General features: G+C 67.0%; 23 protein-coding genes. 8 read left to right on the top strand and 15 right to left on the bottom strand.

All coding sequences use genetic code 11. The features are described 5' to 3' along the window. Positions 1 to 100 precede the first annotated feature (100 nt). From ACFVMC_RS21075 to rimP, 3 genes are all read right to left on the bottom strand, one after another. Positions 101 to 421 carry a YlxR family protein gene (locus ACFVMC_RS21075; protein WP_379213241.1) on the bottom strand — a complete coding sequence of 107 codons (321 nt, stop codon included), beginning with the start codon at positions 419 to 421 and terminating at the stop codon, positions 101 to 103. Between the two features lie 122 nt (positions 422 to 543). After that, on the bottom strand, positions 544 to 1,572 hold the full coding sequence (nusA, locus tag ACFVMC_RS21070; RefSeq protein ID WP_379212635.1) for a transcription termination factor NusA: 1,029 nt from the start codon (positions 1,570 to 1,572) through the stop codon (positions 544 to 546). Next, positions 1,569 to 2,174 carry a ribosome maturation factor RimP gene (gene rimP, locus ACFVMC_RS21065; protein WP_379212633.1) on the bottom strand — a complete coding sequence of 202 codons (606 nt, stop codon included), beginning with the start codon at positions 2,172 to 2,174 and terminating at the stop codon, positions 1,569 to 1,571. The genes nusA and rimP overlap by 4 nt, the downstream gene beginning before the upstream one ends. A 196-nt stretch (positions 2,175 to 2,370) precedes the next feature. Here rimP and ACFVMC_RS21060 point away from each other — a divergent pair, with 196 nt between their 5' ends. Both ACFVMC_RS21060 and ACFVMC_RS21055 read left to right on the top strand, forming a co-directional pair. Next, complete coding sequence (locus tag ACFVMC_RS21060; protein WP_379212631.1) at positions 2,371 to 2,979, top strand: hypothetical protein; 609 nt, start codon at positions 2,371 to 2,373, stop codon at positions 2,977 to 2,979. Beyond that, complete coding sequence (locus tag ACFVMC_RS21055) at positions 2,976 to 3,413, top strand: ferritin-like domain-containing protein (protein WP_379212629.1); 438 nt, start codon at positions 2,976 to 2,978, stop codon at positions 3,411 to 3,413. Before ACFVMC_RS21060 ends, ACFVMC_RS21055 begins: the two co-directional genes overlap by 4 nt. Before the next feature lie 24 nt (positions 3,414 to 3,437). Here the strand turns inward: ACFVMC_RS21055 and ACFVMC_RS21050 are convergent, their stop codons facing one another. The 3 genes from ACFVMC_RS21050 to ACFVMC_RS21040 all read right to left on the bottom strand — a co-directional run bounded on the left by ACFVMC_RS21050 (position 3,438) and on the right by ACFVMC_RS21040 (position 7,243). Continuing rightward, positions 3,438 to 5,183, bottom strand: coding sequence for an acyl-CoA dehydrogenase family protein (locus ACFVMC_RS21050; RefSeq protein WP_379212627.1), 1,746 nt, complete (start codon positions 5,181 to 5,183; stop codon positions 3,438 to 3,440). Between the two features lie 89 nt (positions 5,184 to 5,272). Continuing rightward, positions 5,273 to 5,449 (bottom strand): hypothetical protein, encoded by a 177-nt coding sequence (locus tag ACFVMC_RS21045; RefSeq protein ID WP_379212625.1) that lies wholly within the window; start codon positions 5,447 to 5,449, stop codon positions 5,273 to 5,275. Between the two features lie 45 nt (positions 5,450 to 5,494). After that, positions 5,495 to 7,243, bottom strand: a complete 1,749-nt coding sequence (locus ACFVMC_RS21040) for a proline--tRNA ligase (protein ID WP_379212623.1) — start codon at positions 7,241 to 7,243, stop codon at positions 5,495 to 5,497. Positions 7,244 to 7,322: 79 nt separating this feature from the next. Here ACFVMC_RS21040 and yaaA point away from each other — a divergent pair, with 79 nt between their 5' ends. After that, a complete protein-coding gene (gene yaaA / locus ACFVMC_RS21035) occupies positions 7,323 to 8,066 on the top strand; it encodes a peroxide stress protein YaaA (RefSeq protein WP_379212621.1) in 744 nt (247 codons plus the stop codon). A 114-nt stretch (positions 8,067 to 8,180) separates the two neighbouring features. On the opposite strand, the gene ACFVMC_RS21030 is transcribed toward yaaA, so the two are convergent. Together ACFVMC_RS21030 and ACFVMC_RS21025 are read right to left on the bottom strand one after the other, a co-directional pair. After that, entirely contained in the window at positions 8,181 to 8,546 is a 366-nt protein-coding gene (locus ACFVMC_RS21030) for a hypothetical protein (protein ID WP_379212619.1), read from the bottom strand. 209 nt (positions 8,547 to 8,755) lie between these two features. After that, entirely contained in the window at positions 8,756 to 10,246 is a 1,491-nt protein-coding gene (locus ACFVMC_RS21025) for a CoA-acylating methylmalonate-semialdehyde dehydrogenase (protein WP_379212617.1), read from the bottom strand. A gap of 170 nt (positions 10,247 to 10,416) precedes the next feature. Between ACFVMC_RS21025 and ACFVMC_RS21020 the strand changes: the two genes are divergently transcribed. From ACFVMC_RS21020 to ACFVMC_RS21005, 4 genes are all read left to right on the top strand, one after another. Further along, positions 10,417 to 10,635 carry an EF-hand domain-containing protein gene (locus ACFVMC_RS21020; RefSeq protein ID WP_379212615.1) on the top strand — a complete coding sequence of 73 codons (219 nt, stop codon included), beginning with the start codon at positions 10,417 to 10,419 and terminating at the stop codon, positions 10,633 to 10,635. 24 nt (positions 10,636 to 10,659) lie between these two features. Beyond that, complete coding sequence (gene tnpB, locus ACFVMC_RS21015; protein WP_379212614.1) at positions 10,660 to 11,994, top strand: IS607 family element RNA-guided endonuclease TnpB; 1,335 nt, start codon at positions 10,660 to 10,662, stop codon at positions 11,992 to 11,994. Between the two features lie 114 nt (positions 11,995 to 12,108). Next, on the top strand, positions 12,109 to 12,744 hold the full coding sequence (locus tag ACFVMC_RS21010) for a metal-dependent phosphohydrolase (RefSeq protein WP_379212612.1): 636 nt from the start codon (positions 12,109 to 12,111) through the stop codon (positions 12,742 to 12,744). A gap of 29 nt (positions 12,745 to 12,773) precedes the next feature. Continuing rightward, positions 12,774 to 13,181 carry a PPOX class F420-dependent oxidoreductase gene (locus ACFVMC_RS21005; RefSeq protein ID WP_379212610.1) on the top strand — a complete coding sequence of 136 codons (408 nt, stop codon included), beginning with the start codon at positions 12,774 to 12,776 and terminating at the stop codon, positions 13,179 to 13,181. A 47-nt stretch (positions 13,182 to 13,228) separates the two neighbouring features. Here ACFVMC_RS21005 and ACFVMC_RS21000 read toward each other — a convergent pair whose 3' ends face one another. From ACFVMC_RS21000 to ACFVMC_RS20985, 4 genes are read right to left on the bottom strand one after another with little or no spacing between them, the layout of a single operon-like run. After that, a complete protein-coding gene (locus ACFVMC_RS21000; RefSeq protein ID WP_379212608.1) occupies positions 13,229 to 15,619 on the bottom strand; it encodes an ATP-binding cassette domain-containing protein in 2,391 nt (796 codons plus the stop codon). Beyond that, complete coding sequence (locus tag ACFVMC_RS20995) at positions 15,616 to 15,843, bottom strand: hypothetical protein (RefSeq protein ID WP_379212607.1); 228 nt, start codon at positions 15,841 to 15,843, stop codon at positions 15,616 to 15,618. Before ACFVMC_RS20995 ends, ACFVMC_RS21000 begins: the two co-directional genes overlap by 4 nt. 17 nt (positions 15,844 to 15,860) lie before the next feature. Then, positions 15,861 to 16,316: a nitroreductase family deazaflavin-dependent oxidoreductase gene (locus ACFVMC_RS20990; RefSeq protein ID WP_379212605.1), complete on the bottom strand. Its 456-nt coding sequence runs from the start codon at positions 16,314 to 16,316 to the stop codon at positions 15,861 to 15,863. A gap of 54 nt (positions 16,317 to 16,370) precedes the next feature. Then, positions 16,371 to 16,649, bottom strand: a complete 279-nt coding sequence (locus tag ACFVMC_RS20985; RefSeq protein ID WP_379212604.1) for a hypothetical protein — start codon at positions 16,647 to 16,649, stop codon at positions 16,371 to 16,373. A 125-nt stretch (positions 16,650 to 16,774) separates the two neighbouring features. Here ACFVMC_RS20985 and ACFVMC_RS20980 point away from each other — a divergent pair, with 125 nt between their 5' ends. Next, positions 16,775 to 17,698: a LysR family transcriptional regulator gene (locus ACFVMC_RS20980; protein WP_379212602.1), complete on the top strand. Its 924-nt coding sequence runs from the start codon at positions 16,775 to 16,777 to the stop codon at positions 17,696 to 17,698. On the opposite strand, the gene ACFVMC_RS20975 is transcribed toward ACFVMC_RS20980, so the two are convergent. The 3 genes from ACFVMC_RS20975 to ACFVMC_RS20965 are packed head-to-tail and all read right to left on the bottom strand — an operon-like array spanning position 17,695 to position 20,050. Further along, positions 17,695 to 18,102, bottom strand: coding sequence for a VOC family protein (locus ACFVMC_RS20975; RefSeq protein WP_379212600.1), 408 nt, complete (start codon positions 18,100 to 18,102; stop codon positions 17,695 to 17,697). The genes ACFVMC_RS20980 and ACFVMC_RS20975 overlap by 4 nt on opposite strands. Positions 18,103 to 18,122: 20 nt before the next feature. Beyond that, positions 18,123 to 18,557, bottom strand: coding sequence for a helix-turn-helix transcriptional regulator (locus ACFVMC_RS20970; RefSeq protein WP_379212598.1), 435 nt, complete (start codon positions 18,555 to 18,557; stop codon positions 18,123 to 18,125). 32 nt (positions 18,558 to 18,589) lie between these two features. Beyond that, positions 18,590 to 20,050, bottom strand: a complete 1,461-nt coding sequence (locus ACFVMC_RS20965) for an MFS transporter (protein WP_379212596.1) — start codon at positions 20,048 to 20,050, stop codon at positions 18,590 to 18,592. Positions 20,051 to 20,087: the final 37 nt, after the last annotated feature.

Genomic DNA, 20,087 nt, shown 5'->3' with positions numbered 1-20,087 from the left:
CACTGAGAGGTCGAGCAGCTCCGCCGTTTCAGGGGACGGCGGCCCGCACGACCTCGGGTTATCTCCGATGGACGTTCATCGTTGGTACTTCACGTTGTGCTCATGAGTGCTCGTGCCTGTTCTCGAGGTAATGCTCCAGGGCTGAGATATCCAGATGTCCGGACACTCGTAGTGCTCTGCCGAATGCTCGGCGTCGCTCTGCCGTGCTCAGACAAGACGAAAGGGGGTGCAACCAGGCACCCCTCCCGGGCAGTCTGCGCCGCGGATCGGGAACGATCGCGACGATACGGGATCCGTCAAGCGATTCCCGATCTTGCGCCACGATCCGCAACAGATCGACGGCCAACTCGCGCTTCCGACATCCGATACACGTGCGCAGTGGAGCTTTCCGAGAGGACTGCTCATTGGTGCGTTCTTGCAAAGGAACCGAAGGCTCGGGCTGAACCTGTGACCACTCTACCGCCGACCCGGTCGGAACGACGAACCCTGCCCCCGGGGAAGTTACCAACATGTCATCCCGGCGACCGGAACGCTTCGCTTCGGTCAACCGCGCTGCGCCTCCGAACGCACCCCTTCGCCCAGGTCAGGGGCGGCATCGCTGCGAATATCGATGCGCCACCCGGTCAATCGGGCGGCCAGGCGAGCGTTCTGGCCCTCCTTGCCGATCGCCAGCGACAGCTGGAAATCGGGCACCACGACGCGGGCCGCGCGCGCTTCGGCGTCGACGATGGTGACCGACACCACTTTCGACGGGGACAGCGCGTTGCCGACGAAGGTCGCCGGATCCTCGGCCCAATCGATGATGTCGATCTTCTCGCCCGCCAGTTCGCTCATCACATTGCGCACGCGCTGTCCCATCGGGCCGATACAGGCGCCCTTGGCGTTCACGCCGGGGACGGTGGAGCGCACCGCGATCTTGGAACGGTGCCCGGCCTCGCGCGCCACCGCGACGATCTCGACCGAGCCGTCCGCAATCTCGGGCACCTCGAGGGCAAACAGGCGGCGAACCAGATTCGGGTGGGTCCGCGACAGCGTGATCTGCGGACCGCGCGGGCCGCGGGACACGCCGTAGACATAGGCCTTGATCCGGTCGCCGTGCTCGTAGGTCTCCCCTGGCACCTGCTCGGCCGACGGGATCAGCGCCTCGGTGCCGTGCAGTTCGCTGCCGATCCGCACCACGACCGTGCCGCGCGCGTTGGCGCGCGCGTCGCGCTGCACCACGCCGCCGACGATATCGCCCTCGTGCGTGGAGAACTCACCGAAGGACTTCTCGTTCTCGGCGTCGCGCAGCCGCTGCAGCACCACCTGGCGAGCCGTGGTGGCGGCGATCCGGCCGAAACCCTCTGGGGTGTCGTCCCATTCGGAGAGCACGTTGCCGTCGGCGTCGAGCTCGCGGGCCATCACCCGCACCACGCCGGTCTTCTGGTTGATGTCGATGCGCGCGTTGGGCTGGTGGCCCTCGGTATGCCGGTAGGCGGTGAGCAGCGCGGACTCGATCGCGGAGATCACCGTCTCGATCGAGATCCCCTTGTCGGCGACGATCGCGCGCAGGGCTTCGATTTCGATGTTCATTCCACGATCCCTTCGGATTCTGATTCGGATGAGAGGTCTTCGGGTGCGGCGCCGGGCTGGGGCTTGCCGGCGGCGATACCGCCCGCCAGCTCGAGTTCCGCGGGGCTGGGCTGGTTGAACTCGACCTGGACGACGGCCTCGGCGATATCCGCGAGCGGGATCGTGACCAGGTGTGGCTTGGCTCTGCCGCCGAGCACCACGGCGATCACCGCGCCGTCGAGGGTCCCGATGCGGGCCTCGAATCTGGCCGCGCCCGACGGATCGGGCGAGTCGGCGCCGGGACGTAGCTTGATCCGGACCTTGCGGCCCTGCGCGCGCCGCCAGTGCCGGTCCGCGGTGAGCGGACGGTTGATGCCCGGGGTGGTGATCTCCAGCAGGTACGCCGTCTCACCGAAGTCGCCTGCCGTGTCGAGCGTCTCGGAGATCTCGTTGCTGAGTTCGGCGATGGCGTCGAGCTCGACCGCCGCGTCGCTGTCGACGACGACCTTGACCCCCGCTTGCGGTCCGGCAGTGGAGATCTCGACGCCCTCGAGGTCGAAACCCCGGCGTTCGACGAGACCAGCTACTAGCTGGCTCACCCTTTCCTCGGTCGGCATCGGCATCTGGGGCGGCTCCTGGTTCAGTTGTGACGCGGGGGGGAAATTATTTCTGTACCGAAGGTCTAGCGTAACGCGCTCGGAGAGTGTAAAGGACCAGCGAGCTCAGGCAAGTTTGCTGGGTGCGTCACAGCCGCGCGTCCCGAAGTATGGGACCGCGCCGCCGCCGGACCGACCGGGGGAATCTGGCACGATGGTGCGCGTGCCCATCCGCCTCCCCGCCCCGCACGCCGGGTGCTCGCCCGGCAACAGTACTCATCCGCCAGGCAGGTCGCACCTGCCGTCCCCGGTTACCGGCGTCTCCCGTCGCGCCGCGTTCCGGTTGGCGGGTGGCGGCGCGCTCGGCGCACTAGCCCTCGGAGCGGCCGCCGCCTGCGGCGAGGAACCGCTACAGGCACCGGATCGGCTTGCGGCACAGGTCACTTCGGCCAAGGCCGATGCCGCCGCCGCGACCGCCGCCATCGCCCTGGCGCCCCAGCGTCAAGATGCGCTCAATGCCATCGCCGCCGAGCGCACCGCGCACGCCGAGGCATTGCAGGCCGAAATCGACCGTGTCATCGGCGTTTACGGCGACGGAACCACCCCGGTGCCACGCACCCGCGCCGCCGCGACCACCGATGTCGCCCACCCCGCAAGCGGTACGTCGGCGGCACCGGCCGCGCCGCCCAGCCTCGAGCAGTTGCGTGATCAGCTCGGCCGTTCCCGGCAGTCCGCCGCCGATCTGGGCCGTCAGCTCTCCGGCTACCGCGCCGGGCTGCTCGCCTCGATCAGCGCCTGCTGCGCGACGCACGCGGGGGTGCTGCTCGCATGACCACCGCCGAGCAGCAGTCGCTGCTGGACGCGCTCGAGGCCGAATACGCCGCCGTCTACGCCTACGGTGTGGTCGCCGCCTACGCGAATGCCGATCGGGCCCGGCTGGTTTCGGAGTGCGTCGGCGCCCACCGCGCCCGCCGCGATTCCACCATCGACGTCCTGAAGGTCTCCGGCGTCGCAGTTCCCGCCCCCGACCCGGCCTACACGACCCCGTTCCCGGTCGATGACCCCATCCCCGCGGCGAACCTGGCCGTCACGGTCGAAAACGACTGCGCCATCGCCTGGCGCGCGGTCGTCGAGCGCACCGACACCGCCGACATCCGCCGCACCGGCATCGACGCGCTCACCGAATCCGCTGTCCGCCAAGCCACTTGGCGAGCCATCCTGGGTACCGTCCCGCCCACGACCGCGTTCCCGGGTAAGCCGGTCTGACCGACCGGCTCACCCGGAGTCGCCTCAGGGGTTCATCTGGTAAGCGCCGTCGTAGGCGACGACCTGGTCCCAGACCCGGTCGAAACGATCGCGGTCGGCCTCCGGGGTGCGTAGCGCCCCGACAGCCCAGTCCAGCTGAGCCTGCGTGGTGGAGGGCTTGCCGTACAGCGTGGTGACGTGACCGTTGAAGTCGCGGACCTGGAAGTCGAAGATCTGGTCCAGCACGTCGCGGTCCAGGCCGGTGACCGCGGCCTGCTCCAGGATCAGCTGACCGTAGACCACCAGCGAGAACAGGTGACCGATGGTGAGCATGAAGTCCAGGTCCTGCTGCTGGGCCTCATCCGGGGCCGCGTGCAGCAGCAGGTTGCGCAGCGCCTTGGCCTGCTCGTAGAAGCGGGCCACGTTCGGGACATCGGCGTGCTGCTCGTACACCGGGGTCCAGTCCGCGAACTGCACCTTGCCCGCGCCGCGCGCTGGGCCCTGCGCCCAGAAGAAGGTGTCGTCGGCGGCGTCCAGGCGGGTGCCGACCTCCGGGTACTCCTTCGGGTTGAACAGGTAGTTCGGCATGAACTTCAGGATCTGGCCGACATTGACGTGCACGGTGCCCTCCAGACGGGGCAGCGTGTTGATCAGGCGGGCGACCTCGGCGAAGTAGGTGTTCTTCTCGAATCCCTTGGCGGCCAGCACATCCAGCAGCAGGGTCATGACGACCTCGCCCTCGGAGGTGACCTTGGACTTGGTCATCGGGTTGAACAGCAGGTAGCGGCGGTCCTCGAGGCTCGCGCTGCGGAAGTAGTCGACGGCGCGGTCGCTGAACAGCTTCATCGCGACGATGCGGCTGTAGGCGTCGACGAAATTGCCACGCACATGCGGGAACCGGGTGACCGGGTTGCCGTAGAGGATGCGGTTGTTGGCATGGGTGATGGCCTCGTAGAACGAGTGCTCGACCATGCCGACGCCGCCGTGGCAGAGGTTGAACTTGCCGACGTTGACGGTGTTCAGCGCGGCGGAGAAGGCTTCGGGACCGGTGTGCAGGATGTCCGCGGCACGCACCGGGTAGTTCTCCAGGCGGAAGGTGCTGACATACATCTGCTGATGCACGACATTGCCGAGCAGGTGGTAGTTCTCGTGCTGGGAGTCGGCGGCGAACCACACGTACCCGTCGGCGCCTTCGATATCGGCGCGGCGGGAGAACACCGACACCATGCTGGCCACGTTGCCGTTGCCGATGTAGTACTTCTCGCCGTTGGCACGGAACAGGATTCCGGCGTCGTGGTCGGCGCTGCCCGGCTCGGTCGGGGTGAGCACCAGGTCGGTGTTGTAGATGTCGGCGCCGTGGGTCTGCTCGGAGAGGCCGAAGGCCATGACTTCGCCGGCGGCGAGGTCGGCTGCGGCTTTGCGCTTGGCGGTGTCGTTGTCGCTCTGCCAGATCGGGCCCAGGCCGAGGATGGTGACCTGTTCGGCGTACCAGTAGGCCAGCCCGTAGAAGCCGAAGATCTCCGAGAGCGCGGCGTTGCGGGCGGCGTCCCAGCGCCGGTTCTCGTCGCCGTCGGCGTAGGCGGCGGGGGTGAGGAAGGTCGCGAACAGCTTCTCCTGCTTCACGAACTCCAGGAAGTCGGCGGTCCACACGGCGGCCGCGTCGTCGGCGAGCAGCCGCGCCTTACCGCGCGACTCGAACCACTCGATCGTCGCGCGCAGCAGCCGACGCGTCTCGGCGTCGAAATGCTGGGGATCGTAGGTCGCCGGATTGAACAGCAGAGGAGTGGTCATGCGGTTAACTTACCAGCGGGTAACAGCAGCGTGCGCCCCATCCGATCATCCGCTGACCTGCAAATCCACCTACGGAAGCGTAGGTAGATTCACGATCGCGCCCGCACCACGCGATCGTGCCAGCTGCGTTGCGGCGACACCATGAGGATCAACGCTCCATCGATGAGTTCGGTATGACGCGGCAGTTCCGGAACGTTGTCGAGGTCTTCGGCTTCCCAGCCGCTGTCTCGTGGTGGGTAGAACCAATCCGGCAGGGCGGCTGACATGGCACCTCCTCGAGTTCTATCCGGCGTACCGGGAAGCCGTCGACCTCAGCCGCGCAGTTTCGCGAGCACCGCGGCCACGGCGTTCTCGGCCGGGATCTCCTGCGCCTCGCCGGTGAAGCGGTTGCGGAGTTCGACCTTGCCCTCGGCCCAGCCGCGGCCGATGACCAGAATCCATGGCATGCCGAGGAGTTCGGCGTCCTTGAACTTCACGCCGGGCGAGGCGGTGCGGTCGTCGAAGAGGACCTCGAGGCCCTGCGAATCCAGGCCCGCGACCACCTGTTCGGCGCCGGCGCGGGCGGCCTCGTCCTTGTTGGCGATGACGACGTGGATGTCGAACGGTGCGATTTCCGCGGGCCAGCGCAGCCCCTTCTCGTCGTGCTGCTGCTCGGCGACGACCGCGACCATGCGGGAGACGCCGACACCGTAGGAGCCCATGGTCAGGCGGACCGGCTTGCCGTTCTCGCCGAGCACGTCGACCTCGAACGCGTCGGTGTACTTGCGGCCCAGCTGGAAGATGTGGCCGATCTCGATGCCCCGCGCCGCGTGCAGGACGCCGCGCCCGTCCGGTGAGGGATCGCCTTCGCGCACCTCTGCGGCCTCGATGGTGCCGTCCGGGGTGAAATCGCGGCCCGCGACCAGGCCGACGACATGCTTGCCCTCGATGTCCGCGCCGGTGATCCACCGGGTGCCGGTGCCGACCCGCGGATCGACCAGGTAGCGAACACCGTTGGCCTGCAACGCCTTCGGGCCGATGTAGCCCTTCACCAGGAAGGGGTTCTCCTTGAAGTCGGCCTCGGTGAGCAGTTCGACCTCGGCGGGTTCGACCGAGGCGCCGAGGCGCTTGTCGTCGACCTCACGGTCACCGGGGACTCCGATGCCGAGGATCTCGGTCTTGCCGTCCGGGTGGCGCAGCTTCACCATGACGTTCTTCAAGGTGTCCGCGGCGGTGACCGGACGGTCGTAGACGCCCGCGCCGTTGGCCCAGTCGACCAGGGTCGCGATGGTGGGCGTATCGGGGGTCTCGTGCACGACCGGATCGGGCAGCCCGTCGATCGGCAGCGGCGCGGGCGCGGGCGTGATCACGGCCTCCACGTTCGCGGCGTAGCCGGATTCGCGGCACACCACGTAGGTGTCCTCGCCGACCGGGCTGTCGGCCAGGAACTCCTCGGACGCGCTGCCGCCCATGGCGCCGGAGGTGGCCGCCACGATGACGTACTTCACGTCGAGCCGGTCGAAGATGCGCTGGTAGGCCTCGCGGTGCGCGTTGTAGGACGCCTTCAGACCCGCGTCGTCGAGATCGAAGGAGTAGGAGTCCTTCATGATGAACTCGCGTCCGCGCAGGATGCCGGCGCGGGGGCGTTCCTCGTCGCGGTACTTGGTCTGGATCTGATACAGCGAGACCGGAAGATCCTTGTAGGAGTTGTATTCGGCCTTCACGGTGAGCGCGAACAGCTCCTCGTGGGTGGGGCCGAGCAGGTAGTCGGCGCCCTTGCGGTCCTGCAACCGGAACAGCGCGTCGCCGTATTCGGTCCACCGGTTGGTGGTCTCGTAGGGATCGCGCGGCAGCAGCGCGGGCAGCGAGATCTCCTGCGCGCCGATCGCGTTCATCTCCTCGCGGACCACGCGCTCCACTTCCCGCAACACACGCAGGCCCAGCGGCAGCCACGAGTACACACCCGGGGCGACGCGGCGCACGTATCCGGCGCGGACGAGCAGTTTGTGGCTGGGCACCTCGGCGTCGGCGGGATCGTCGCGCAGCGTACGCAGGAACAGGTGGGAGAGGCGGGTGATCACGGGTGCTCAGCGTAGTCCCTGGCTTCGCGGGGACTCCACCGCATTACCTCCTGACGCGACGCCGGTACCGTATCGGCTCGTGCTGGTGCTGCTGCCTCCCTCCGAAACCAAGTCCGACGGTGGCGCGGGCGCGCCGCTCGAGCTCGCCGAGCTGGCGATGCCGCAGCTCACGTCGGTGCGCGACAAGCTGGTCACCGAGGTGATCACGCTCGCCCAGGATCCGGACGCGTCACGCGCGGCGCTGGCGCTCGGCAAGGGGGCCGACGCCGAGATCGCCCGCAACGCGGCGCTGCGGAGCTCGCCCACCCGGCCCGCGCTGGAGCGGTACACCGGCGTGCTGTACGACGCGCTGGCGGCGAAATCGTTCAGCAAGGCGCAGCGGGCCAAGGCATACGCGCGGCTCGGGATCGGTTCGGCGCTGTTCGGCGCGGTGCGGGCGAGCGACCCGATCCCGGCCTACCGCCTGTCCGGCGGCTCCAAACTGCCCGGCCTGCCGACACTTTCGGCGCTGTGGCGCGATGCCCTGCCGGAGGCGCTGCTGGCCGAGGCGGCGGGCGAGCTCGTCGTCGATCTGCGATCGGGCACCTATCAGCAGCTCGGGCGGGTGCCCGGCGCGATCACCGCCAATGTGCTCACCGAACATCCGGACGGTTCGCGCACCGTGGTCAGTCACTTCAACAAGCACCACAAGGGTCTGCTGGCCCGGGCGCTGGTACTCACCCGCGCCGAGCCCGGCGATGTCCGTGCCGTGGCGCGGGTGGCGGAGAAGTCCGGACTGCGAACCGAGATCGCCTCGCCCACCGAACTTCTCATCCTCACCTGATCCGCGGAACTGCGGCACGATCGCGGCCTTCGGCGGCGATGTCGTCGTTGCCCGCAACAGGAAGAGCGAACCGGCCCGAAAGCGCCGACCGGCGCGGGACAGGCCGGCTATTGATTATCCGACGGATACCTTTGCTGCACAATTGATCGTATTACCGGCTTTGACCGTGCACGGCTGAAACGTTGCGTAACCTGCAGAGAGGCTGCGGCTGATGGTATTGGAATCACCGTTGCCCTCGGCCCTCACCTTTTCGATCAGCTCGTTGTTCGACTTCTTCCGGATATAACCCTCGACCGCGTAACCATCCGCCTTGGAATCGACAACATGGAATGAGTATCGCCCGGTCCCCTCCTTGCGGTAGTAACTTCCTTCGCAGCCTCCTCCGCAACCTGCGCTCGCACTGGCGTTTCCGGCCGTACCGATGGCTACGCCCACGGTGAGCAGGGAGACAATCGAGGCACCGACCAGACTTCGCTTCATAATTGAATTACCGTTCCTTTTGTCGTATTACGCTCTTCAGCCAGACGCTGCGACTACGGTAACCATCGGAGAACACTCAATTCCACACCGCAGCGAAGAGTTGACAATCCATTGAGGTTCCCCCGCCGAGCGAATCGCCAGTTCAGCGGCGGCTTGCACGTGCGATTCCGCCTCGCGCAATATCTACAACGTCTTTCACACGCGGAACGCTAGGTGTTCTGCGGGAAACCCAGCTCCAGGCCGCCGTGCGCGGGGTCGAGCCAGCGTGTGGTGACTGCCTTGCCGCGGGTGAAGAAGTGCACGCTGTCGGTGCCGTGCGCGTGCGAGTCACCGAAGAGGGAGTTCTTCCAGCCGCCGAAGCTGTAGTAGGCCATCGGCACCGGGATCGGGACGTTGATGCCGACCATGCCGACCTCCACCTCGTGATGGAAGCGCCGGGCCGCGCCGCCGTCGTTGGTGAAGATGGCGGTGCCGTTGCCGTAGGGGTTGGCGTTGATCAGGGCGAGCGCGTCGTCGTAGCTCTCGACCCGCACCACCGAAAGCACCGGGCCGAAGATCTCGTCGGTGTAGACGCTCATCTCGGTGCCGACATGGTCGAGAACCGTTGGGCCGAGCCAGAATCCCTCGGCCGCACCGTCGGGCTGGATCCTGCGGCCGTCCAAAGCCACCGTGGCTCCACTCGATTCACCCGCCGCGATGTACTCGGCCACCCGGTCGCGGTGTGCGCGGGTGACCAGCGGGCCCATGTCGACGCCGCGGGTGCCGTCGCCGGTCTTGACGGTGGCGGCCCGGTCGATGATCTTGCCGACCAGTTCGTCGCCGACCGCGCCGACCGCCAGCACCACGCTGATCGCCATGCACCGCTCCCCCGCCGACCCGAATCCGGCGTTCACCGCGGCGTCGGCGGCCAGGTCCAGATCGGCGTCGGGCAGCACCACCATGTGGTTCTTCGCGCCGCCGAGCGCCTGCACCCGCTTGCCGCTCGCGGTGCCGCGCTGATAGACGTAGCGGGCGATCGGCGTGGAGCCGACGAAGGACACCGCCTTGATCGCCGGGTTGTCCAGCAGCTCGTCCACAGCTTCCTTGTCACCCTGTAGAACGTTGAAAACCCCAGCGGGCAAACCGGCTTCGGCCCACAGCTCGGCCAGCCACAGCGCCGACGACGGGTCCTTCTCGCTGGGCTTGAGCACCACGGTATTGCCTGCGGCGATCGCCACCGGGAAGAACCACATCGGCACCATCGCCGGGAAGTTGAACGGCGAGATCACCGCCACCGGCCCGAGCGGCTGGCGGATGGAGAAGATATCGACCTTGGTGGAGGCGTTCTCGGTGTAGCCGCCCTTGAGCAGATACGGTACACCGCAAGCGAATTCGACCACCTCCAGCCCGCGGCTCACCTCGCCGGCGGCGTCGGCGCGCACTTTGCCGTGCTCGGCGGTGATCAGCTCGGCCAGCTCACCCTTGCGCTCGTTGAGCAACTCCCGGAACCGGAACAGCACCTGGGTGCGCCGCGCCAGTGAGGTGTCGCGCCATTCCGCGAAAGCGGCTGTCGCCGCGACGATCACGGCCCGCGCGTCGGCCTGGTTCGCCAGCGCGACCTGCCCGGTAACGACCCCGGTCGCCGGATTGGTCACCGGCGCCGTACGCGCACTCGTCCCACCGAACGCCTTCCCGTCGACCCAGTGCGCGATTGTCTGCATGATCGTCCTCGATTCCTCGGTGACCAAGACCTCGAGCTCAATCCTGCCCCCGCACGCTCGGGCCCGGGACCGGAATCGATGATCCGCACGGAGCCGCACGGCGATCCTGCGTCAGCAGGTCACGGTGTAGCGTGAAGTGATTTTGTCGATTCTCAACGAAGGAGTGGGTTGTGAGCGGGTTTACTGTCGCGGAGGCCAAGGCGGTCTTCGTGCAGGTCGATGTGAACAGTGACGGCTTCATCACGCTCGACGAGTACGCACAAGCCGTTGAGGCGTACGGGTTTTCGACCGAGATCGCCAAGCAGGCCGCCCTGTCCATCCTGGAGAAGGCCGATCTGAACCGGGACGAGAAGCTCAGCCTGGACGAGTTCCTGACGCTGGTCAGCTGAAACGGAGATGGGAACCAGGGGATCGTGATCCGGGCCTATCTGTTCGCTCTCGAACCCACCGACGCACAAGTCGATTCGATGCGTTCACATTGTGGCGCAGCGCGTGTGGCCTACAACTGGTGTCTGACGCAGGTGCGGGCGAACTGGGCTCAGCGATCCGCCGAGCGGACCTACGGTTTGGCTGAGGACCAGCTCACGCCGTTGATCAACACGTCCGCTTACGGTCTGCGCAAGGCGTGGAACGCGGCGAAGGCAGAGCGTGCGCCGTGGTGGGCAGAGAACTCGAAAGAGGCGTACGCCTTCGGTTGCGCAACTCTCGCGACCGCACTCGGCAATCGCAAAGCCGGGCGAGCGAAGATGCCCCGGTTCAAGTCCAAGCGCCGTGCCCGGCTGTCGTGCCGATTCACCACAGGCAGTTTCGGCCTGGTACGTGATCGTCGACATCTCCGGCTTCCCGTGATCGGGGTCGTCCGCACTGCCGAGTCGACTCGAAAACTCGGCCGCAAGATCGACGCCGGTGTGGCGCGTATCCGTTCAGCGACACTGTCTTTTCAACGCGGACGTTGGCATGTGTCGTTCTCGGTGGATCTGCCCGACCGTGAACCGAAGCCACGCACCCACAACCGGATAGTGGGTGTCGACCTCGGGGTCAGGCAACTCGCCACTCTGTCCACCGGCGTGCAGGTCAGCCACCCGCTGCGCTTGGCTGCCGGACTGCGGAAACTGCGTTGCCTGCAACGAGTCTGCGCGCGCAGACAGGGGCCCAACCGCCGATCCGGTGTGAAGCCATCGAAGCGATGGTGCAAAGCTCGTGCCCGCGCTGACCAAATCCATACCCGCGTAGCGAATCTGCGGCGCGATGACATCCACAAGTTCACGTCGGACCTGGTGCGCGAGTTCGACACGATCGTTATCGAGGACCTACATGTCGCGGGTATGATTCGTAATCGTCGGCTGGCCCGCCACATCGCCGACGCGGGGTGGGCAGAGATCCGCCGTCAACTCACTTACAAGACCGAACGCACAGGCGGCCGGTTGATAGTGGCGGACCGCTGGTTCGCCTCGTCGAAGACCTGTTCCGGTTGCAGCACAGTGAAAGCCAAACTGACGCTGTCGGAGCGGAGCTATGCCTGCACGGCATGCGGGATCGTCCTGGACCGGGACGAGAACGCAGCCTTGAATCTCGCCGCCCTGGCGGCGGACACCGCACAGTTGGTGCGGGAGCAGCCCGACAGAACCGATGTCAGACCAGCGACGCCCGCGTCGTCGGCAATCGGACCGCTGCGGGAAGAGCCACTGGCTCAACGCCGTCGTCGTGAGGTGACGGCTACCGAAGATGTACTCGCCAACGAGCACTGAACGGTAACGGTCTTGCCTTCCCCTGGGTTTCTTGAACGATTCGGCTCCGCATCCGAATCATCAACGGCAAAAACCACATTGCCGGGAGCGGCCGATCTGGACCAGACTGGGCGGATGAAAGGACAGGTAGACACTGAGCTGCTCGCACGCTGGGTGGAACTGGCAGGGTTGAACGCCGAGCCGGTCGGCGCGGAGCTGGTGGGCCGGTACCGGGAGGTGCATCGCCGCTATCACACGGTCGAGCACCTGGCGGCGATGCTGGCGGCGATCGACGAGCTCGCGGCCGAGGCCGACGAGCTCGACGCGGTGCTCTATGCGGCGTTCTTCCATGATGCCGTGTACGCGGTGGACCGGGCGGACAATGAGGAGCGCAGCGCCGAGCTGGCCGAGCAGGAGCTCGAAAAGCTCGGTGCGGCACCGGAACTCGTTGCCGAGGTAGGGCGTCTGGTGCGGCTGACGGCGGGGCACGACCCGGAGCCCGGCGATCGTAACGGCGCGGTGCTCTGCGATGCCGACCTCGTCGTGCTGGCCGCCGACGCGGCCGGCTACGCGGCTTACACAACAGCGGTCCGGGCCGAATATCAGCATGTGCCGGACGACCTGTTCCGAGCCGGCCGCACCGCCGTGCTGGAGGGGCTGGCCCGGCAACCGCGACTCTTCCGAACCGCCGCCGCAGCGCGGTTCGAGGCGGCCGCCCGCGCCAATCTCGCCGCCGAGCTCGCCCAGATTCGCCCCGCTGACCGGGAATAACGGTTCGGGGCAGCACGTTTCACCAAGGCATGACAGCAGAGCTCTCACCGGAACTGAAGAAACATCTCGATGAGTCGAAGGTCTACGCCACCGTCGCCACGAACGGAGCGAACGGTCAACCGCACCTCGGCGTGTTCTGGCTGGAGCGCGACGGGAACGACATTCTACTGTCCACCACGGTGACCCGTCAGCACGCCAAGAACATCGCCCGGGATCCGCGGGTGACCATCCTGATCAACCCGCCGGAGAGCCCGTTCGTCTACGCCGAGATCCGCGGCTCGGCGACCGTCACCGCCGACCCGCAGCGGCAGTTCCCGGACAAGCTCTCACGCAAGTACACCGGTCTCCCCTACGCCGAATTCAATCCGGCGTCGGTGCACGACTCGGACCGCATCATCGTGCGCGTCACACCTCGCAAGGTGGTCGGCAAGTTCTGAACACGCCGAGAGGGCGGGTCGTTCGACCCGCCCTCTCGGCTGATCCGCTACCGCGCGGCGGCCTTCTTGCGCGTCCGCTTCGCCGGAGCGCCCACGTAGTCCGCGAGATGCTGGGCCGTCAGCGTGGCCCGGTCGGCGACCAGGTCGGCGGGCGTGCCCTCGAAGACGATGGTGCCGCCGTCGTGTCCCGCGCCGGGACCGAGATCGATGATCCAGTCGGCGTGCGCCATGACCGCCTGGTGATGCTCGATCACGATGACCGATTTACCGGCGTCGACCAGCCGGTCCAGCAGGCCGAGCAGGTTCTCGACATCGGCGAGGTGCAGACCGGTGGTCGGCTCGTCGAGCACGTAGATCCCGCCCTTGTCGGCCATGTGGGTGGCCAGCTTCAGCCGCTGCCGCTCACCGCCGGACAGGGTGGTCAGCGGCTGCCCGATGGTCAGGTAGCCGAGCCCGACATCGACGAGCCGATCCAGGATCGCATGCGCGGCAGGCAGTTTCGCTTCGCCCTCCCGGAAGAAGGCTTCCGCCTCGGCGACCGGCATGGCCAGTACCTCGCTGATATCGCGGCCGCCGAGCTTGTAGTCGAGCACCTCGGCCATGAACCGTTTGCCGTCGCAGACCTCGCAGATGGTCTCCATTCCCGCCATGATCCCGAGATCGGTGTAGATGACGCCCGCGCCATTGCAGTTGGGGCAGGCGCCCTCCGAATTCGCACTGAACAGTGCGGGTTTCACGCCGTTCGCCTTGGCGAAGGCCTTGCGGATCGGCTCCAGCAGTCCGGTGTAGGTGGCCGGATTGCTGCGGCGCGAGCCACGGATCGGCGCCTGATCGACGGCGACGACGCCTTCGGTGCCGGGGATGGAGCCGTGGATCAGCGAGCTCTTGCCCGAGCCAGCGACCCCGGTGACCACACACAGCACGCCCAGCGGGATATCGACGTCGACATCGCGTAGATTGTGGCTGTTCGCGCCGCGGATCGACAGCTTGCCGTTCGATTCGCGCACCGAATCCTTCAGTGCCGCACGATCATCCAGGTGCTTTCCGGTGACGGTGCCGCTGCCGCGCAGCCCCTCGACCGTGCCCTCGTAGCAGACCGCGCCGCCCGCCGTGCCCGCACCGGGACCGATGTCCACCACGTGGTCGGCGATGGCGATCGTCTCCGGCTTGTGCTCGACCACGAGCACGGTATTGCCCTTGTCCCGCAGCTGGAGCAGCAGATTGTTCATCCGCTGAATGTCGTGCGGGTGCAAGCCCACGGTCGGCTCGTCGAACACGTAGGTGACATCGGTGAGCGCCGACCCGAGATGCCGGATCATCTTGACGCGCTGGGCTTCACCGCCGGACAGCGTGCCCGCGGGCCGATCCAGCGACAGGTAGCCCAGGCCGATCTCGACGAAGGAGTCCAGGGTGTGGGCCAGCTTGTCCAGTAGCGGCGCCACCGACGGCTCGTTCAAACCCCGCACCCAGACGGCCAGATCGCTGATCTGCATGGCGCAGGCGTCGGCGATGCTGAGCTTCTTGATCTTCGAGGAGCGCGCGGCCTCGGTGAGCCGGGTGCCGCCGCAGTCGGGGCAGGTGCCGAAGGTGACGGCCCGCTCGACGAACGCGCGCACATGCGGCTGGAGCGCGTCGACATCCTTGGACAGCATCGACTTTCGCACCTTGGGGATGATGCCCTCGTAGGTCAGGTTGATGCCGTCGACCTTGATCTTGGTCGGCTCCTTGTACAGCAGATCGTTGAGCTGCTTCTTGGTGAACTTCTTGATCGGCTTGTCCATGTCGAAGAAGCCGGAGCCGCTGAAGATCCGCCCGTACCAGCCGTCCATGCTGTAGCCGGGAATGGTCAGCGCGCCGCCGCTGAGCGACTTGTTCTCGTCGTAGAGCTGGGTCAGGTCGATGTCGTTGATCGCGCCGCGGCCCTCGCAGCGCAGGCACATTCCGCCGGTGATGCTGAAGCTGCGGCGCTCCTTGACCTGCTGGCCACCCTTCTCCACGGTGACCGCGCCCGCGCCGCTGATCGAGGCGACATTGAACGAGAACGCCTGCGGCGAACCGATATGCGGCGTGCCGAGCCGGCTGAACAGGATGCGCAGCATGGCGTTCGCGTCGGTGGCCGTGCCGACCGTGGAGCGCGGATCGGTGCCCATACGCTGCTGGTCGACGCTGATCGCGGTGGTGAGCCCGTCGAGCACGTCGACATCGGGGCGGGCCAGCGTCGGCATGAAACCCTGTACGAAGGTGCTGTAGGTCTCGTTGATCAGCCGCTGCGATTCGGCGGCGATGGTGTCGAACACCAGCGAGCTCTTGCCGGAACCCGAGACGCCGGTGAAGACGGTCAGCCGTCGTTTCGGCAGCTCGAGGCTGACGTCCTTGAGGTTGTTGACCCGCGCACCGTGCACGCGAATCAGGTCGTGGCTGTCGGCCGCGGTGGTCATCGAATCTCCTGAGTGGTCGAGCGCCGCCGGTTTCGGTACGGCAGCACGAAAAGGTACAGGCCGGTGCCCATGAGCAGGAACAGCGGCGGCAGCGGCAGATAGAAGATCCACGGTGCGGATTCCAGCGCGCCGAACGGGACGGCGATGAAGCAGATGAGCACGGTGGTCATGAACGTCATCGACAAAGCGCGGTGCCACTGACGGGTCCGCTTGCTCCAGGTCATGGGGGGCTCCTACTCGGTCAGCGCGCGGTCAGTCGGACGAGCGGGTATTGCCGCTCGGACTTGCTCTGGTACTTGGCGATCCGAGGCTGGGCGGCGGCGACGCGCTCCCAGACCCGGTCGCGGTCCGCGCCGTCGAGCTGGCGCACCGTGACCGGGAAGGCATCCCGGCCGGGCAGTTCGATGCTCACCTGATCGGGGTTGGCCATCAGGTTGGCGTGCCAGTCGGGGTTCTGGCTGCCGCCGCCGGAACCGACGAGCACCCAGGAATCCTCGGCGTCGGGGAACCAGGCCAGCGGGGTCTGGCGCGGCTGGCCGCTGCGCCGCCCGACCGTGTTCAGAATGAGCACGTCCATGCCCATAAAGGTGCCATGGCCGCCGCGGATCTTCCGGTTCATCCGGCCGTTCATTTTCTGCTGCATCCACCGCGAGAACGCGCCCGGGGTGCCGGCTTTGCGCTGCTTCTGAGTGCTCATGATTTCTTCTCCGATGCTTTCGGTATTACTCGCTGAATTGGTGCACGCCGGACCTCATCGTTCGACGAGCACCTCGCCGTCCACGACGGTGTGGCCGGTGGTCAGGGTCGCGGTGGCCGCGACCAGGGGGAATTCGAGGGTGTCGCGGCGCGCCTCCGCCGAATCCCAGCGCCAGATATCGAGGTAGGACCCGTCGGCCTGGCGGATCAGGGTGGCCGCGGTGAAGGCGGGATTCATCGAGCGCAGACCCTGGATCAACCGGGCGCGCTGCTCCAGCAACTGCGCCAGCTTGCCGGTCACCACGGTGTACCGGTGGGTCCGTACCACTGCCATGTCCCCGACCTCTCTCGTTCCGTGTTCCTTACGACTCTCAGTTTTCCGTCCCGGCAAGGGGCGAACAATGAGCAATCAGGCAACGCCGGTTGCGCGCGGGGTTAACGATCGCCGACCATGACGGGGTGGAGTTACGCGATATCGAGATCTTCCTGACCCTGGCCGAAGAGCTGCATTTCGGCCGCACCGCCGAACGCCTGCACATCTCCACGCCCCGAGTCAGCCAGACCATCGCCAAGCAGGAACGCCGTATCGGCGCGCCCCTGTTCGAGCGGACCAGCCGCAAGGTCACCCTGACTCCGCTCGGCGAGCAACTCCGCAACGACCTGCAAGCCGGATACCGGCGCATTCTCGACGGTGTCGAGTCCGCCGCGACCGCCGCCCGCGGCGGACCGGAAACCCTCACCCTGGGCGTGCTCGGGCCGATGTGGCAGGATCTTGCCCCGATCACGGCGCTGTTCCGAACCCGTTGTCCCGCAGTGCAATTGCACATGCGTGAGGTGCGCATCGATGATCCTTTCGCGCTGATCCGCAGCGGCGAGGTCGATGTGGCGCTGCTGGCCATGCCGGTGCTGGAACCCGATCTGCTGATCGGCCCGGCGGCCTTCACCGAACCCATCGTGCTGGTCGTCGGCCACGGCCATCCACTGGCCGGGCGCACCGCGGTGACCCTGGCCGAGGTCGCCGAGTACGAGGTCCTGCCCTCAGGCCTGCCGATGCCGGACTACTGGGAGAAATCGTTCTCCCCGCTGCCGCCGCGCGAAGCCGACGCGGCCCAGCCCACCCGCGAGGAAATCCTGTTCGCGGTGTCCGCCGGGGACGCGGTCGCGTTCGCCTGCGGCCAGGCGATCAAGTACTACGACCGGGGTCCGGCCGTCTACGTGCCGATCGCCGAGAATCCCACGCTCAGTTGGGGTCTGGTGCAGCGCGCCGGGGTCCACAACCGCTGGGCCGAGGAGTTCGCGGGGATCGCCGGTGAACTCGGGCCGATCGAATTGGAGCTGGATCTCGACCAGCCCACCCTGCAGCGGCTGCGCTCGGTCAGCTAGCTCTGTTTGATTCGGATCATGTTCCCGGACGGGTCGCGGAACGCGCAGTCCCGCACCCCGTAGGGCTGGTCGGTCGGTTCCTGCACCACCTCGGCGCCACCGGCCTGGAGCTTGTCGAACACACCGTCGAGATCCTTGGTTCCCAGATTGATGCTGGCGTAGGTGCCCTTGGCCATCATCTCGCCGATCACCCGGCGCTCCTCGTCGGTGATGCCCGGGTCGGCGCCCGGCGGGTAGAGGACGATCCCGATCTCCGGCTGTCCGGGCGGGCCGACGGTCAGCCAGCGCATCCCGTTGTAGCCGACATCGTTGCGCACTTCGAAGCCGAGCGTGTCCCGGTAGAAAGCCAGGGCGGCGTCGGGATCGGTCTGCGGAAGATAGCTCTGATAAATGGCGATTTCCATGATGACCAGGCTAGATGCGGCTAGGTCGCCCGCGCTTCTTTATTCCTGATCGGTCGGGTCACCTGTTTGGCCACGCATGGGGGCATGCCCTCGGTGGCGAGCGCCTCCTGCTCCCGGTAGGCGCTGGGCGGCATGCCGACCAGCTCCGTGAAACGCGTACTGAAGGTGCCGAGCGAGGAACAGCCGACCTCGAAGCAGACCTCGGTGACGCTCCGGTCGCCGCGCCGCAACAGCGTCATGGCGCGTTCGATCCGGCGGGTCATCAGATACGAGTACGGCGATTCACCGTAGGCGGCCTTGAATTGGCGGCTCAGATGCCCGGCCGACATGTGCGCGTCCCGCGCCAGGGCCGCTACGTCCAGCGGCTGGGCGTACTCCCGGTCGATCCGGTCGCGGACCCGCCGCAACCGCACGAGGTCGCCGAGGCGTTCCTCCGGGGTGGGCTTGCTGGTCACCTTCGCGAGTCTCCCATGCCGGATCGCGCTTGTCAGGCCTGCTGCGCTTCTTCCTGGGCGTGCTGGGCCTGGGCAACCTGGGCGGCGGAGTAGCGGATCGCCAGCGCGATCAGCAGGGTCAGCAGGACGCCGGCGCCGCACAGGAAAAGGGCGAGGGTGTAACCGCTGCTCAGCGCGTCGAGCTGGGCGGTGTTCATGGCCTTGGGTTTGATCGTGTCGCTGCCGCCGAGCGCCAGCGTTCTGGACACCACGACCGGGCCCAGGAAGCCCAGCGCCAGCGCGGGCCCGAAGGCGAGCAGCATCTGCCCGACCGCGCTCAGCGGGCCGATCTCGGTGACCTCGACACCGACGATCAGGCACAGCGGCACGATCACCAGCACGATGCCGACACCGGCGCCGATCATCAGGAACAGCACCAGCAGGGTGGGCAGATTCGTGGTGCGGTCCAGGGTCGACCCGAACAGCAGAGCGGCCGCGGCCAAGCCCGCGCCGATGGCGATCAGGTAGCGCGGTGCGATCCGCATGGCCAGCTTGGAGGTGAGCGCGCCGCCCACACCCATGCCGATGGTGAACGGGATGAAGATCAGCCCCGACTGTAAGGCCGTGTAGCCCAGCACGTTCTGCACATACTGCGCGCCGAACACCGAGATGCCGCCCATCACGCCGCTGGCCAACAGCACCGCCAGGAAGGTGGCGACCCGGTCCCGGCTGCTGAACAGCGACCAGGGCAGCAGCGGATTGTCCACATTGCGTTCGGCGAGCACGAAACTGATCAGCAGAACGCCACCGGCCACCAGCGAGCCGATGATCACCGGGTGGCCCCAGCCCAGCACCGGCCCTTCCATACCACCGAAGACCAGGGCCGAGACGCCGAAGGTGGCCAGCACGGCGCCGCGCACATCCAGGGTCAGGCGATGATGTTCGGTATCGCGCAGGCAGCGCTGCGCGCCGAACAGGACCAGCAGGCCGATCGGCACATTGATCAGAAAGATGCCGCGCCACCAGACATCGGCCAGTCCGCCGCCGACCACCAGGCCGCCCACCGAACCGACACCGACCATGGCGCCGAAGATGGCAATGGCCTGATTACGCGCCTTGCCGGGCGCGAAGGTGGTGGCGACCAGGGCCAGCGCCGTGGGCGACGCGAACGCGGCGCCGATGCCCTGTAGCGCGCGCATGCCGATCAACATGCCGCCGTTGAGGGCCAGCCCACACAGCAGCGACGCGAAGGTGAACAGGCCGACGCCGACCAGGAACATCTTCTTCCGGCCGAACGCATCGCCGACCCGGCCGCCCAACAGCATCAGCCCCGCGTAGGTGAGCGCATAGGAGGTGATCACCCAGTTGGCGCTGGAAGCGGTCATCCCCCAATCGGCTTGCAGCCGTGGGACCACCAGGATCATGACCGTGCCGTCGAGCACGCTCATCAGCTGCATCCCACTCAGCACGAGAATGGCGAGCCCGAAAGCCCGCTGCGTCACTGGATACTGCATCGGCGCAGTGGGGTTCTGGAGCACAGTCAGCCACTGT

This window comes from Nocardia sp. NPDC127579 (assembly GCF_042672005.1).
GTDB lineage: Bacteria > Actinomycetota > Actinomycetes > Mycobacteriales > Mycobacteriaceae > Nocardia.
This window is presented reverse-complemented; position numbering and strand designations above follow the sequence as displayed.